Consider the following 12862-nt stretch of genomic DNA (forward strand, 5'->3'; position numbering starts at 1 on the left):
CGACCGACCCCCGGACGACTTCCGGGGATCGGTCGGCTAGATGACACACAGGGCCCGTCGGTTCCCCGGTGACCGACGGGCCCTGTGGGCGAGGGGGCGGAATCAGACAGGGACGCGATCGCCCTCGTCGTCCCGCGAGGAGCGCACCACGGCCTCGGGCGCCTCGTCGTGCGTGAGGTCCGGGAGCCGGTTCAGCCACTTCGGCAGATACCAGTTGCGCTCGCCGAGCAGGGCCATGACCGCGGGGAGCAGCACACCCCGGATGATCGTGGCGTCGATGAGCACCGCGGCCGCCAGGCCCACACCCATCTGCTTCATGGACTGCATGGACAGCGTCCCGAAGATCCCGAACACGGCGACCATGATGACCGCGGCACTGGTGACGACACCGGCGGTGGTGACCACACCGTGCTGGATCGCGTCCTTCGTCGTACGACCCCGCAGCCGCGCCTCGCGGATCCGCGAGACCACGAACACGTGGTAGTCCATCGACAGGCCGAACAGGATCACGAAGAGGAACAGCGGCAGCCAGCTGATGATGGCGCCGACCCCCTCCGCGCCCACCAGGCCCGCGCCCCAGCCGTGCTGGAAGACGGCGACCAGGATGCCGTACGCCGCACCCACCGACAGCAGGTTCAGCACGATCGAGGTGATCGCGATCGTCAGCGAACGGAACGACAGCAGCATCAGCAGGAAGGCGAAGACCACGACGAACGCGAAGACCGGGACGACCGCGCCGGTCAGCTGGTCGTTGAAGTCCTTCGACCCGGCGACCTGCCCGGTGATCGGCGCCTCGACGCCGTCCACCTTGCCGAGCGTGGCGGGCCGCACCTCGTCCCGCAGCTTGTCCAGGCTCTGACCCGCCTTGTCGAGATCCGAGCCGCCCACCAGCGGGACGTACACGAAGGCGAGGTTCTGCGCGTCGTGCAGCTTGATCTCCACCGGGCCGCGCGAGGCACCCGAGGCGATCGCCTGCTGCTTGAAGGCGGCCAGCGCGCTCGTGACCTCGGGCGCGTTGATGTCGTCGGCCTTGACGATCACCTCGGCCGGCTCGGAGCCGCCGGGGAAGGCCTCGTTGACCCGGTCGTAGGTCTGCACGATGGGCAGCGAGTCGCCGAACTCCTGGTCCAGCGTGAGGTTCTGGGTCTTCATACCGACCGCGGGCGCCGCGATCGCGAGCAGCACACCGGCCGCCACGACCACCGAGACCATGGGCCGCTTCAAAACACCGCCCAGGACGGCCGTCCAGAACCGGCTCTCGCGACTGACACTCCCGCGGTTGCGGCGCAGCCGGCTCTCCGGGTGCAGGAAGGGGATCTTGCCCTTCTCCACCCGGTGGCCGAGCAGCGACAGCACCGCCGGCAGCACCGTGACCGACCCGACCATGGCGACGGCGACGACGATCAGCGAGGCCAGGCCCATCGCCTCGAAGTCGGCGATCCCGGTGAAGAGCATGCCGGCCATCGCCACGCACACCGTGACACCGGAGACGACGATCGCGCGGCCACTGGTGGCGGCGGCGATCCGCAGCGCGGTCTGGGCGTCCCGGCCGGCCTCGCGCTCCTCGCGCTCACGGCGCAGATAGAACAGGCAGTAGTCGACGCCGACGGCCAGACCGACCAGCAGCATCACCGAGTTGGCGACATCGCCCATCGGCATGACGTGGCTGACGATGCCCATCAGGCCCATCGTCGCGATGATCGCGGTGAGCGCCAGGGCCACCGGCAGCAGCGCCGCAACAAGCGCGCCGAAGGCGATCAGCAGAATGCCCAGGGCCACCGGCACGGCCGAGTACTCGGCCTTCTTGAAGTCGTCGCCGAACGCGTCGTCGAACGTCTTCTGCATGCTGGCGCTGCCGATCTCCTCGATCCGCACCGAGGAGTGGTCCTGCTGGACCTTGTCGACCGCGTTCAGCACCGGCTCGACCCGCTCGGCCGCGGTCTCCGCGTCGCCCCGCATGTCGAACTGGACCAGCGCGCTGCGGCCGTCCTTGGAGATCGTGTCGGCGGTGTACGGCGACTGGACGTCCGCGACCTTCCCGGTCGCGTCGACGGCCTTGACGACCGCGTCCACGGCGGCCCGGAACTCGGCGTCCGTGGCCTTCAGCCCGGCGCCCTTCGCCTGGACGAGAACCGTCTCGCCGGCCGGCTCGTCGATGTCGGCGTCCTTGATGATCGTCGCGGCGGTGTGTGTCTCGCCCTTCAGGCCTTCGCTCTCGTCGACGTCGACCCGGCCCGCCGCCGAACCGAGTCCCATCGCCAGGACCACGAACAGCACCCAGATGCCGACAGCCGCCCAGCGATGCCGGGCGCTCCAGCCGCCGGCCCGGGCCGCCAGGCCCCGCACGCGTGTTTCTCCGTTCCCCATGACGGGCTTGCCCCCTTGAGTGAGGTGGCGGCCCCCTGCCGCACACCGTTCGATTCGAAGGTATGGCGCGGATAAAGCCATCTCGTCGTCCGACCTGGTGAAGTGCGGTGGGCGGGATCGTCCGCTCGGACCCCCCGCACCCTCCTCACTGAGGAGGAGGGTGACCCTTACAACTAATGCCGGTTCTGCGGGAGGCCGTCCTAGGGTGGGCCCATGACGACGACGTACGCGGCGCTGCTCCGGGGGATCAACGTGGGCGGCGCCAGGAAGGTCCCGATGGCGGAGCTCCGCACGCTCCTCGAGGGCCTGGGCCACGGCGGAGTGCGCACCTACCTCCAGAGCGGCCAGGCCGTCTTCACCAGCGACCACGGCGACGCGGAAGCTCTCGCCGCCGAGCTCACCGGGGCGATCGAGAAACACTTCGGCTTCTTTGTCGACGTGCTCGTCCGCGACCACGCCTACCTCGCCGCGATCGCCGACAACTGCCCCTTCCCGGCGTCCGAGTTGGAGGCCAAGCAGCTCCATGTCACCTACTTCTCGGCCCCCGTCGACGCGGACCGCTTCGCCGCCGTCGACCAACCCGCCTTCCTCCCCGAGGAGTTCAGGCTCGGCGACCGCGCGCTGTACCTGTACACGCCGGACGGTCTGGGCCGCTCCAAACTCTCCGAACAGCTCGCCAAGCCACGCGTGACCAAGGGCCTGATCGCCACCACCCGCAACTGGAACACCGTCGTCAAGCTGGTGGAGATGACCGCAGAGTGACCTGCCGTACGCCGCGATAGGTGGTGTACGAGGTGATCGTGCCCGGCACGGCCAGCCGCGGGTCGTCGCGGGCCACCTCGCCCGCGGCGACCGCGTCCGCCAGGGCGAGGTCCTCGGCGGTCAGGTCCGCGTCGGCCATGATCTGCCGCGGGCCCCAGCCGTCCCAGGGGAGCGGTTCGACCCCGTTCAGGGCCGCCAGATCCTGCATGAGCCGCGCCCGGACGTACCACAGCCCCCTCAGGTGCTCGATCGGGCTGAAGCCACAGGTGCGGGGGTCGATCCGGCCCTCCCGGCAGGCCCGCCAGACGTCCGCCGCGACGAGGAAACGGTCCCGGGGCACGTCCAGCGGATCGAAGGGCACGTCGTACGAATCGTGCAGGACCTGCGGGTCCACCAGCCGCCAACTCCCGTCCGGCAGACGGTACTCGCTGACCCAGTGGCACTCGTGGAAGCCCGCCACGAAGTACGTCGCGAAGCCGCCGCGGATCCGCGCGGGCGTCCCCGTCGCCCTCAGCAGCGAGCAGTGCAGCAGGGCGAAGTCCCGGCAGGTGCCCACGAACCGCCCCTCGGGCCCCCGCGCCTCGGTCAGCGGGGCGTCGCCGCGCTCCCGCAGGATCCGCAGGAGCTCGCCGACGTACCGCGACTCCGCGTCCCCGTGCAGCCGTTGCTCGGGAACGGCGTACCCCAGACGCTCACACTCGCCCCGATGGATGATCAGGTTCCTTGCCAGGCGGGCCAGTTCGGCCGGATCACGCGGCAGCCCGCCGATGTCCAGGCGGCCCGGGTCGCTGAACACCGTCTGCCTCAGGTAGTCGTCCATGGGCGCGACCGTCGGCCTTTACCCAAGGACAAGGTCAAGCGTGCGAGGCTCGTCCCATGCGTTACATCATCATCGGAGCGGGAGCGGTCGGCGGCACCATCGGCGGGCGGCTCGCCGGCTCGGGACACGAGGTCGTCCTGGTCGCGCGCGGCGCCCATCGCGCGGCACTGGAGGACGGCGGGCTGCGGCTCAAAGTGCCGGAGGGCGAGCTGACGTACCGGTTGCCGGTCGTCGAGGGACCCGACGGGCTCGGCGAGCTGCGCGCCGACGACGTGCTGGTCCTCGCCGTGAAGACCCAGGACAGCACCGCGGCCCTCCAGACCTGGGGCCCGGCACCGGTCGCGGACGGCGGTACGGCGGCCGAGCGGCTGCCGCTGTTCTGCGCGCAGAACGGCGTGGAGAGCCAGCGCCTCGCCCTGCGCACCTTCCGGAACGTGTACGGCGTCTGCGTCTGGCTGCCCTGCGCCCATGTCGAACCCGGTGTCGTCAGCGCCGCCGGCGACCCGCTCACCGGCATCCTCCACCTCGGCCGCCACCCGCACGGCACCGACGAGACCGCCCGGCTGGTCGCCGCCGACCTGGAGAGGTCGCACTTCGAGGCACCGGTCGTGGCGGACGTGGCCCGCTGGCAGTACGCCAAACTGCTGTCCAACCTCGCCAACGCGCTGGAGGCTGTCACCGGGCCGCTGGAGAGCGACGAGGCCGTGGCCCTGGTGAACCGGGTGAAGGCCGAGGGCGCGGCCGTCCTCGACGCCGCCGGCATCCCGTACGCGAGCACCGAGGAACAGCGGGCGGTACGCGGCGACAAGGTCTTCCTCGTCCCCCTCCACGGCACCCCGCGCGGCGGCGGCTCCTCCTGGCAGTCCCTCAGCCGCGGCACCGGCACCATCGAGGCCGACTACCTCAACGGCGAGATCGCCCTCCTCGGCCGCCTCCACGACGTACCCACCCCCCTCAACGACCTCCTCCAACGCCTCGCCAACACCTTCGCCAGGGAGCACCGGGCGGCGGGGTCGATGCCGGTGGCGGAGCTGGTGCGACTCGCGGAGAAGGAGGCGGGCGACGGGGCTTCGGCTTGACGGGGGTTCCGTGTGACCTGGGTCCGGCGTGGCTGGGTTTCGCGTGGCGGGGCTTCGGCGTGGCTGGGGCCCATGTGGCCAGGCTCCGGAGTGACCCGGCTCCGGAGGGGCTCGGCTCCGGAGGGGCTCGGCTCCGGAGGGGCTCGGCTCCGGAGTGGCCCGGCTCCGGTGTGACCGGCTTCGTGGGGTCAGGTTCCGGAATGGCCCGGCTCCGGCGCGGCCGGCTCCGGAGTGACCGAGGTGCCGTGTGACCGGGCTTCGGCGTGGTCTGGCTCCCACTCGACCTGGCTCCCACTCGACCTGGCTCCCGGCTGCCCTGGCTCCCGGGTGGCCGGGGCCGTCGTCGTCGGGTGTCAGTGTTTGTCGCCTCGCCACTCGCCGTTGCGCTGTGCCCAGCGGACGGCGGGGGCGACCGTGAGGCCCGCGAGTGCGAACAGGACGCCGAGTACCGCCCAGCCCGCCGAGCCGTGCTGGATCGCGGTCACCGTGACCAGGGCGGGGCCGGCCATCATGCCCGCCGACATGCCGGCGCCGAACACGCCCTGGTAGACGCCGTGGAGGCGGGAGTCGGCGAGTTCGTAGCCGAGGGTCCAGCCGCCCGCCGCCGACAGGACCTCGGCGAAGACCTGCACGATCGCGCCGACGCTCAGCGCGAGCACCGCCCACACCGGCGACAGCCCCGCCGACAGCGCGTACACCGCACAGGCCACCGCCAGCAGGAGTCCCGACCAGCCCATCGCCCTCACGGCGGAGGGGACTTGGGAGGCGTTACGGGCCACCCGCACCTGGAGCAGGGCCACCAGAACACAGTTGAGGATCATCAGCAGGGCCGCCGTCCAGCGCGGCGCCTCGGTCCGCTCCACGATCCACAGCGGCAGCCCGACCTCGCTCAGCGTGTACTGCGCGACCAGGATCGCGTTGAGCACGGTCACCGCGAGGAACGGCAGATCGCGCACCGCCCGCCAGCGGTCCGCGGCCGGGACGTCGTCCGTCGAGGCCGCGCGCTCCAGGGCGTGCGGCGCCAGCGGCAGCCGGGGCAGCAGCAGCGCGGGTCCCGCGAAGGTCGCCGCGTTCACCAGAATGACCGTCACATACGCGGCACGGGTGTCGAGTTGGAGAGCGATCGCGCCGAACAGGCCCCCCACGCCCATACCGACGTTCACCACCATCCGCAGATACGCCCGCGCCTCGACCCGGGTCGCCAGCGGCAGCACGTCGGCGTAGATCGCGCCCTGCACGCCACGGCTCGCCATCTGCAACCCGGTCGCGCACAGCACCGCGACGAGGAACCCGGCGTAGGACTGCACGAAGACGTACGCGGCCGTAGCCACCCCCGTCCCGGCCCACAGCCACGCCCCGACCCGCCGGGCGCCCCACCGGTCCGCGGCCCGCCCGGCCGGCACGCCCGCGGCCACGCCGACCAGCCCCGCCGCCGTCATCCCGAGCCCGACGGAGGTCGCGTCGAGGCCGACGATCCGGGTGAAGTACAGGACGCCGAGCGGGAAGTAGAGGCCGTTGCCGAGGGAGTTGACCGCGGTCAGCAGGGTGGCGCGGCGCAGGGTCGGGTCGGTGGGGAGCCGGGAGGGGCGCAGCCGTTCGTCGGCGGGTGCGGCGGTGGGAGTCGTGGTCATGCGGACATCCCACCCGGCGGCCGGACCGTACCGACAATGATTTAGCGTGGGGCTCAATGATCGAGTTCCGTTTCGCGGTCGGCGACCTCGCCACCACCTCCTTCGCGTACTCCCCGCTCCAGGAGACGGTGTTCTCGCTGCGCTGTCTGCACGACCCGGCCCGTTACCCGCATCACCGGCCGTGGCTGCGCCGGATGCGCCCCCGCCTCGAAACCCTCGACCACGAACTGCTCACCGCCCTCACCACGCCCTGGCTCTGGGTGCCGGACTTCCTCACCCCGCGCCCCGACCGGGCCCGCCCCGCGTTCGCCGACGAACTGGACCGGGTCCGCCGTACACCCTTGACTGTCCTGGACGCCGACTTCCGAGCCGCCTATCGCACCGAGGACGCGCTGCCGCCCGTCGTGGCCAGGGGGCTCACCGGACCGGAGGCCTTCCTCACCCAGGTCGCGGACGCCCTCGACGCGTACTGGCACACCTGCCTGGTCGCCGACTGGTGGCCCCGTGTGCAGAGCATCCTGGAGGCCGACCTCGCCCACTACGGGCGGGTTCTGGCGGAGCACGGCGCCGGCGCGATGTTCGAGGACCTCGACCGCAGGCTCTCCTGGACCGACGGCCGACTGACGCTGTCCACCCAGGACTTCATGCAGCAGGCGCCCTGGGGCGACACCAGCATCGCGGGGCGCGGCCTGGTCCTCCTGCCGACGATGTTCGCCCGCGGCGCCCAGCCCCTCATCGACCCCGACCGCCCACCCACCCTCGTCTACCCGGCCCGAGGCCGAGCCACCCTCTCCGAGAAACCACCCCCGGTCACCGACGACGCCCTGGCCCGCCTACTGGGCCGCCCCAGAGCCAGACTCCTGCTCCTCCTGACGGACCCCGCCTCCACCACAGAACTGGCCCACCGCCTCAACGTCACCCCGGGCGCGGTGAGTCAACATCTGGCGGTGCTCTACGACGCGGGACTGCTCAGCAGGACGCGGCAGGGGAGGGTCGTACGGTATGCGCGTACGGCATTGGGGAACGACCTGTGCCGCTGAAGGGCAGTGGTCGTGCGCCCCTCTAGGGGCGCGGGGAACTGCGCGACCAGCCCCCACTGTCCCGCGGACGACTACGCGCCGACGACTACCAACGCAGGCACCCGCGCCTCGTCGTACCGCTCCAACAGCACCCGTGCCACCTCCGGCGACGGACCCAGCACATCGGCGAGCACATCCGCCTCGGCCGCGCCCCGCGCGATCCGGTCCGGCAGGAAGCCGGGGGCGAGGACGTACGGTGCGACGGCCACCCGGGAACAGCCCAGGGAGCGGAGTTCGCGTACCGCGTCCTCCGTGCGGGGCAGCGCGGCGGAGGCGAACGCAGGTCGCACGGCACACCAACCGGTGCGCCGCCACTCCCGCGCGATTTCTGCGATCACTGCGATCGCCTCCGGGTCCGTGGACCCCGCCGAGGCCAGCACGACCCCGGTCGAGGACTTGTCGGCCGGGGTCAACCCGGCCTCGTACAACCGCCGTTCGAGGGCGGAGAGGAGCAGCGGCGAGGGGCCGAGCACCTCCGCCTGGCGGATCCGCAGCTGCGGTGGCGCGGTCCGCAGCACCGCCGGGATGTCCGCCTTCGCGTGGAACGCGCGGGTCAGCAGCAGTGGCAGGGCGACGACGTCGCGTACGCCCTCCGCAGCCAGCGACTCCAACACCCCCTGGACGGAGGGGATGTTGAAGTCCAGGAAGCCCGTCTCCACCCGTACGTCGGGGCGCGTCGAGCGCACCCGGCGGACGAGGGCGTGCACCGTCGCGGCGTGCCGCGGGTCGCGGCTGCCGTGCGCGACGAGCAGGAGGACGGGCTTCTTGGGCATGTGCCTCAGCCCCTCACCAGCAGACCGCGGCTGCGCAGCACCCGACGCTCCAGCGGGCTGAAGATCAGCAGGTCGATCGCGATGCCGACGAACAGGATCAGGATGATCGCCTCGAACACCATGGACATGGAGCTGGCGGTGCGGCCGTTCTCCAGCAGCGCGCCGAGGCCCACGCCCAGGTCGGGCGAGGTGGCGATGATCTCCGCCGCCATCAGGGAGCGCCAGGAGAAGGCCCAGCCCTGCTTCAGACCGGCGAGATAGCCCGGCAGCGCGGCCGGCAGCACGATGTGCAGGGCGCCCTTCCAACCGGTCGCGCCCATCGTGCGGCCCGCCCGCAGGAACAGCGGCGGCACCTGGTCGATGCCGGAGACCAGGCCGTTGGCGATGGAGGGGACCGCGCCGAGCAGGATCACCGCGTACATCATCGAGTTGCTCAGGCCCAGCCAGATCACCGCGGCCGGCACCCACGCCACCGACGGCAGCGACTGGAGACCGGACAGGATCGGGCCGATCGCGGCGCGCACGAACTTCACCCGGGCCACCAGGAGACCCAGCGGCGTGCCGATGGCGAGCGCGAGGAGGAAGCCGAGCAGACCGCGCGAGACGCTGGTCCAGATGTACTCGAGGAGCGTCCCCTCCAGCCATGCCTTCTTGAACTCGGCGCCGACGTCGGCGGGCGTGGGCAGTTTCGTCGGGTCGTCGACGACGTTGAACGAGATCAGTGCCTGCCAGACGAGCACCAGCAGGGCGATCGCCAGGATCGGCGGCAGGATCTTCTGGGTGAACGTCTGCCGGAACGGCGTCCGGCTCGCGGTCGACGTCTCCAGTGCGTCGAGGCCGGCCTCTACGCTCCCGGCGTCCTGGGCCGGTGTCGTGTCAGTGCTGGCCATGACGGCGGATCTCCCCACGCAGTACATCGGTGATCTCAAGGGAAAGTTCGGCGACCGGCGCGTCCTCGATGCGGCGCGGCTGCGGGATGTCGACCGTCCACTCGCGCGCGATCCGGCCCGGGCGCGACGACAGCAGGATCACGCGCTGCGCGAGCCGCACCGCCTCGCGCACGTTGTGCGTGACGAACAGGACGGACAGGCCCGTCTCCTCCCAGATCCGGGTCAGTTCGTCGTGCAGCACATCGCGGGTGATCGCGTCGAGCGCCGCGAACGGCTCGTCCATCAGCAGCAGCCGACTGTCCTGGGCGAGCGCCCGGGCCATCGCCACGCGCTGCCGCATACCGCCGGACAGCTCGTGCACCCGCTTGCCGTACGAGCCCTTGAGCCGGACCAGTTCGAGCAGCTGCTCGGCGCGGTCGCGACGGTCGTTCTTCGCGACCCCGCCCAGTTTCAGGGCGAGTTCGATGTTCTTGCCCGCGGTCAGCCACGGGAACAGGGCGTGCTCCTGGAACATCAGGGCGGGGCGCCCGTCGGTCTCGATGCTGCCGGCGCTCGGCCGGTCGAGCCCCGCGACCAGGTTGAGCAGGGTGGACTTGCCGCAACCCGAGGCCCCCAGGAGGGTGACGAACTCGCCCGGCGCGACATCGAGCGTGATGTCGTCGAGGACGAGCTGCTGCCCGCCGGGCCCGGCGAAGGACTTCGAGACGTGCTCGATGCGGGCGGCGTACTCGACTGACTCGGCCTGCTCGGCCTTGGCAACCGCGGTGGCCATGGTCGTCACCTCCTGGAGACTGTCGGGATCGGGATTACTGGACGCCGAGACCGGCGTCGTCGACCGTGCTCGCGCCCTCGGCCTTCAGGACCTTGTTCAGGAGCGTGAGGTCGTAGATACCCTTCAGCAGCGGGTTCTCCAGTAGACCGGCCTTGACCGCGTGCTCCGCCTCGGTGTTGAGGGTGGCCGCCAGCGGGTCGTCGGTGATCTGGATGGACTTCCAGGCCGGGTCCAGGACGTCGGCCGGCAGCTCCTTGCCCGAGTCGATGCCGAGCTGCTTGTTCGCCGCGGCCTTCGCCTCGTCGGAGTTGGCGTTGATCCACTTGTTGGTCTCGACGGCGGCCTTCAGTACCGCCTCGACGGCCTTCGGGTGGTCCTTGAGGAACTCCTGGCGCACGATGATGTTCGTGATCACGAACTTCTTGTCGGGCCAGAGCGAGGACTCGTCCAGCAGCACCTTCGCGCCCTCGGCGACCAGCTTCGACGCGGTCGGCTCCGGCACCCACGCGCCGTCGATCGAACCGGACTTGTAGGCGTCCGGGGTGATCTTGTTGTCGGTGCGCACCACCGACACGTCGCCCTTGCCGCTCTGCGCGTCGACCTTCCAGCCCTGCTCGGCGATCCAGTTGAGGAACGCCACGTCCTGCGTGTTGCCCAGCTGCGGGGTGGCGATCTTCTTGCCCTTGACGTCCTTCAGGGACTTGATCTTGTCCGGGTTGACGACGAGCTTCACACCGCCGGACGCCGAACCGCCGATGATGCGCAGGTTCTTGCCCTTGGACGCGGTGTAGCCGTTGATCGCCGGGGACGGGCCGATCCAGCCGATGTCGATCGAGTCGGAGTTCAGCGCCTCGATCTCGGAGGGACCGGCGTTGAAGACCTGGTACTTGGCCTCGGTGCCGCCGAGGGACTTCTGGAAGAAGCCCTTCTGCTTGCCGACCAGGGCGGTCGCGTGGGTCAGGTTGCCGAAGTAGCCGATCCGGACGGAGTCGAGTCCGTCGATCTTCTTCGCGCCGGCGGCGACCTTGACGGCGCCGTCGTCCTTCGCCTCGGAGCCGTAGCCGCAGGCGGCGAGGGTGAGAAGGGGCAACGCGGCTATGACCGCGAAGGTGCGGCGAAGAGCGGAATTTGCAGGCACGGGAGGTGTTCCTCTCGGAGGCCCGGCGGTCACGGTCTCTCAGGTCGTGGCCGGGAGGTCGGCAGGTTTTCGTCTACGGCGGTGGGGGGTGAGGGCGCGCAAGCGGTGCGCGTACGTCAACGCACACATCGCGCCACTCCGCCCTGCCCGCTGCCGAGCGCACCGCTGCCGACGCGGCCGCCCTCCTTCGCGAACGTGGAGAAGTAGTCGGTGGAGTTCATGTCAGAAGTCCCACCCGTCGTCCTCGGCCTCGTCCTTGACGGGCTCAGGGGACGCGAACGACTCGCCGACCATGCCCGCGGTGAGCGTGGTGCCGTCGTTCGGGTCGATCAGGATGAACGAGCCGGTGCGACGGGAGTCGGAGTAGGAGTCCACCGGCAGCGGCTCCGCGGTGCGGACCTTCACGCGGCCGATGTCGTTGGCGACGAGCTGTCCCGGGTGCGGGTGCAGGGACAGGTCGTCGAGCGTGAGCCGGGACGGGATGTCCTTGACGATCGCCTTCACCGTGCGGGTGCCGTGCTTGAGCAGCACCCGGTGACCGACGGTCAGCGGCGCGTCGGCCACATGGCAGACGGTCGCCTCGATGTCCTGCGTGGTCGGCGGCGCGTCCTTGCTGGGCACGATCAGGTCGCCGCGCGAGATGTCGATGTCGTCCTCCAGGAGGACCGTCACCGACTGGGTCGTCCACGCGACGTCGACCGGCTCGCCGAGCAGGTCGATGCCGGCGATCTTCGAGCTGCGGCCCGAGGGCAGCACGGTCACCGACTCGCCGACGCGGAACGAACCGGCGGCGATCTGACCGGCGTAACCCCGGTAGTCGGGGTGCTCGGCGGTCTGCGGCCGGATCACGTACTGCACGGGCAGGCGCGCGTGGCAGTGGCTCAGGTCGTGGGTGACCGGGACCGTCTCCAGGTGCTCCAGGACGGTCGGGCCGCCGTACCAGTCCATGTTCGCGGACGGCTCCACCACGTTGTCACCGGCGAGCGCCGAGATCGGGATCGCGGTGACCTCCGGGACGCCCAGCTCGAGCGCGTACGCCGTGAACTCCTCGGCGATCGCGGCGAAGACGGACTCCTGGTAGTCGACGAGGTCCATCTTGTTGACCGCGAGGACGACGTGCGGGACGCGGAGCAGCGCCGCGAGGGCGGCGTGCCGGCGGGTCTGCTCGACCACGCCGTTGCGGGCGTCGATCAGGATCACCGTGAGCTCGGCCGTGGAGGCACCCGTCACCATGTTGCGGGTGTACTGCACATGGCCGGGGGTGTCCGCGAGGATGAACCGGCGCCGGGCGGTGGCGAAGTAGCGGTACGCCACGTCGATGGTGATGCCCTGCTCGCGCTCGGCGCGCAGCCCGTCGGTCAGCAGTGCGAGGTCCGGGCCCTCCGCGCCGCGGCTGGCCGAGGCGCGCTCCACGGCCTCCAGCTGGTCCGTGAGGATCGACTTGGAGTCGTGCAGCAGCCGGCCCACCAGGGTGGACTTGCCGTCGTCGACGGAGCCCGCGGTGGCGAACCGCAGGAGCGTGGTGGCGGAGAGTTCCGCGGTCGTGCTCAT

General features: G+C 71.0%; 11 protein-coding genes. 3 read left to right on the forward strand and 8 right to left on the reverse strand.

Annotated features, from left to right (window positions below; genetic code table 11):
- Positions 1-102 precede the first annotated feature (102 nt).
- Entirely contained in the window at positions 103-2367 is a 2265-nt protein-coding gene (locus ABKA17_RS12140; RefSeq protein ID WP_353691980.1) for an MMPL family transporter, read from the reverse strand.
- 213 nt (positions 2368-2580) lie between these two features.
- Here ABKA17_RS12140 and ABKA17_RS12145 point away from each other — a divergent pair, with 213 nt between their 5' ends.
- Positions 2581-3129: a DUF1697 domain-containing protein gene (locus ABKA17_RS12145; protein WP_353691981.1), complete on the forward strand. Its 549-nt coding sequence runs from the start codon at positions 2581-2583 to the stop codon at positions 3127-3129.
- Here the strand turns inward: ABKA17_RS12145 and ABKA17_RS12150 are convergent.
- Positions 3101-3949, reverse strand: coding sequence for a transglutaminase-like domain-containing protein (locus ABKA17_RS12150; RefSeq protein ID WP_353691982.1), 849 nt, complete (start codon positions 3947-3949; stop codon positions 3101-3103). The genes ABKA17_RS12145 and ABKA17_RS12150 overlap by 29 nt on opposite strands.
- Positions 3950-4005: 56 nt before the next feature.
- Between ABKA17_RS12150 and ABKA17_RS12155 the strand changes: the two genes are divergently transcribed.
- The gene (locus ABKA17_RS12155) at positions 4006-5028 is read left to right on the forward strand and encodes a ketopantoate reductase family protein (protein WP_353691983.1); all 1023 of its coding nucleotides are present in this window, start codon (positions 4006-4008) and stop codon (positions 5026-5028) included.
- Positions 5029-5381: 353 nt separating this feature from the next.
- On the opposite strand, the gene ABKA17_RS12160 is transcribed toward ABKA17_RS12155, so the two are convergent.
- On the reverse strand, positions 5382-6659 hold the full coding sequence (locus ABKA17_RS12160; RefSeq protein WP_353691984.1) for an MFS transporter: 1278 nt from the start codon (positions 6657-6659) through the stop codon (positions 5382-5384).
- A gap of 56 nt (positions 6660-6715) precedes the next feature.
- Here ABKA17_RS12160 and ABKA17_RS12165 point away from each other — a divergent pair, with 56 nt between their 5' ends.
- Complete coding sequence (locus ABKA17_RS12165; protein ID WP_353691985.1) at positions 6716-7699, forward strand: ArsR family transcriptional regulator; 984 nt, start codon at positions 6716-6718, stop codon at positions 7697-7699.
- 71 nt (positions 7700-7770) lie between these two features.
- On the opposite strand, the gene ABKA17_RS12170 is transcribed toward ABKA17_RS12165, so the two are convergent.
- The 5 genes from ABKA17_RS12170 to ABKA17_RS12190 all read right to left on the reverse strand — a co-directional run bounded on the left by ABKA17_RS12170 (position 7771) and on the right by ABKA17_RS12190 (position 12862).
- Positions 7771-8511: a sirohydrochlorin chelatase gene (locus tag ABKA17_RS12170; RefSeq protein ID WP_353691986.1), complete on the reverse strand. Its 741-nt coding sequence runs from the start codon at positions 8509-8511 to the stop codon at positions 7771-7773.
- Positions 8512-8516: 5 nt separating this feature from the next.
- Positions 8517-9401 carry an ABC transporter permease gene (locus tag ABKA17_RS12175; RefSeq protein ID WP_353691987.1) on the reverse strand — a complete coding sequence of 295 codons (885 nt, stop codon included), beginning with the start codon at positions 9399-9401 and terminating at the stop codon, positions 8517-8519.
- Complete coding sequence (locus ABKA17_RS12180; protein ID WP_353691988.1) at positions 9388-10173, reverse strand: ABC transporter ATP-binding protein; 786 nt, start codon at positions 10171-10173, stop codon at positions 9388-9390. The genes ABKA17_RS12175 and ABKA17_RS12180 overlap by 14 nt, the downstream gene beginning before the upstream one ends.
- Before the next feature lie 34 nt (positions 10174-10207).
- Positions 10208-11311, reverse strand: coding sequence for an aliphatic sulfonate ABC transporter substrate-binding protein (locus ABKA17_RS12185; RefSeq protein ID WP_353691989.1), 1104 nt, complete (start codon positions 11309-11311; stop codon positions 10208-10210).
- 222 nt (positions 11312-11533) lie between these two features.
- Positions 11534-12862 carry a sulfate adenylyltransferase subunit 1 gene (locus ABKA17_RS12190; protein WP_353691990.1) on the reverse strand — a complete coding sequence of 443 codons (1329 nt, stop codon included), beginning with the start codon at positions 12860-12862 and terminating at the stop codon, positions 11534-11536.

Origin of the sequence: Streptomyces sp. RG80 (assembly GCF_040446465.1) — a bacterium.
Taxonomy (GTDB): Bacteria; Actinomycetota; Actinomycetes; order Streptomycetales; family Streptomycetaceae; genus Streptomyces.

What these genes read in the sequence shown, in the direction of transcription:
- ABKA17_RS12150 (WP_353691982.1), bottom strand. Translation starts at nt 3,949, where the DNA reads ATGGACGACTACCTGAGGCAGACGGTGTTCAGCGACCCGGGCCGCCTG.
- ABKA17_RS12180 (WP_353691988.1), bottom strand. Translation starts at nt 10,173, where the DNA reads ATGGCCACCGCGGTTGCCAAGGCCGAGCAGGCCGAGTCAGTCGAGTAC.
- ABKA17_RS12145 (WP_353691981.1), top strand. Translation starts at nt 2,581, where the DNA reads ATGACGACGACGTACGCGGCGCTGCTCCGGGGGATCAACGTGGGCGGC.
- ABKA17_RS12165 (WP_353691985.1), top strand. Translation starts at nt 6,716, where the DNA reads ATGATCGAGTTCCGTTTCGCGGTCGGCGACCTCGCCACCACCTCCTTC.
- ABKA17_RS12155 (WP_353691983.1), top strand. Translation starts at nt 4,006, where the DNA reads ATGCGTTACATCATCATCGGAGCGGGAGCGGTCGGCGGCACCATCGGC.
- ABKA17_RS12190 (WP_353691990.1), bottom strand. Translation starts at nt 12,862, where the DNA reads ATGAGCACGACCGCGGAACTCTCCGCCACCACGCTCCTGCGGTTCGCC.
- ABKA17_RS12140 (WP_353691980.1), bottom strand. Translation starts at nt 2,367, where the DNA reads ATGGGGAACGGAGAAACACGCGTGCGGGGCCTGGCGGCCCGGGCCGGC.
- ABKA17_RS12160 (WP_353691984.1), bottom strand. Translation starts at nt 6,659, where the DNA reads ATGACCACGACTCCCACCGCCGCACCCGCCGACGAACGGCTGCGCCCC.
- ABKA17_RS12170 (WP_353691986.1), bottom strand. Translation starts at nt 8,511, where the DNA reads ATGCCCAAGAAGCCCGTCCTCCTGCTCGTCGCGCACGGCAGCCGCGAC.
- ABKA17_RS12175 (WP_353691987.1), bottom strand. Translation starts at nt 9,401, where the DNA reads ATGGCCAGCACTGACACGACACCGGCCCAGGACGCCGGGAGCGTAGAG.